A 682-nucleotide genomic window follows, 5' to 3' on the forward strand; every position below is an offset into this window, starting at 1 on the left:
ATGTGTATAAGAGACAGGTCTGACCGCGGAGGCCGTTGTCGCCGCCGCTGAGAGGACCCTGGAAAACTGACGTCGATCGCCCGCACAGCGGTCGGTTGAGAAGGAGCGCAACATGACTCAGAATCCCACGCTTGCCGCTCTGAGCGCCGCCGGCGTATCGGTGTGGCTCGACGATCTGTCCCGCGACCGGCTGAACTCGGGCAACCTGGCCGATCTGGTCGCCACCCGCAGTGTGGTCGGGGTGACCACCAACCCGACCATCTTCCAGAAGGCGCTGGAGAAAGGGCACGCCTACGACGGGCAACTGGCCGAACTGGCCGCCCGCGGCGCCGACGTGGACGCGGTGATCCGCACCGTCACCACCGACGACGTCCGCAACGCCTGCGACGTGCTGTCCGCGGCATGGAAGGCCTCCGAGGGCGTGGACGGGCGAGTCTCGATCGAGGTCGATCCCCGGCTGGCCCATGACACCGACAAGACCGTCGCCCAGGCGGTCGAGCTGTGGAAGATCGTCGACCGCCCCAACCTGTTCATCAAGATTCCGGCCACCCGGGCGGGGCTCCCGGCCATCACCGCAGTGCTCGCCGAGGGGATCTCGGTCAATGTCACCCTGATCTTCTCGGTCGAGCGACACCGCGAAGTGATGGACGCCTACCTCGCCGGTCTGGAGGCCGCCGCGGCT

The 682-nt window shown here is 67.2% G+C and carries 1 protein-coding gene; it reads left to right on the forward strand.

The window, feature by feature from the left end:
• Window positions 1-112: 112 nt before the first annotated feature.
• A partial coding sequence (gene tal, locus LI92_RS21415) for a transaldolase (RefSeq protein ID WP_046322599.1) occupies window positions 113-682 on the forward strand: 570 nt, incomplete at its 3' end.

This window comes from Mycobacterium sp. UM_Kg1, assembly GCF_000972925.1.
GTDB classification, from domain to species: Bacteria; Actinomycetota; Actinomycetes; order Mycobacteriales; family Mycobacteriaceae; genus Mycobacterium; species Mycobacterium hiberniae.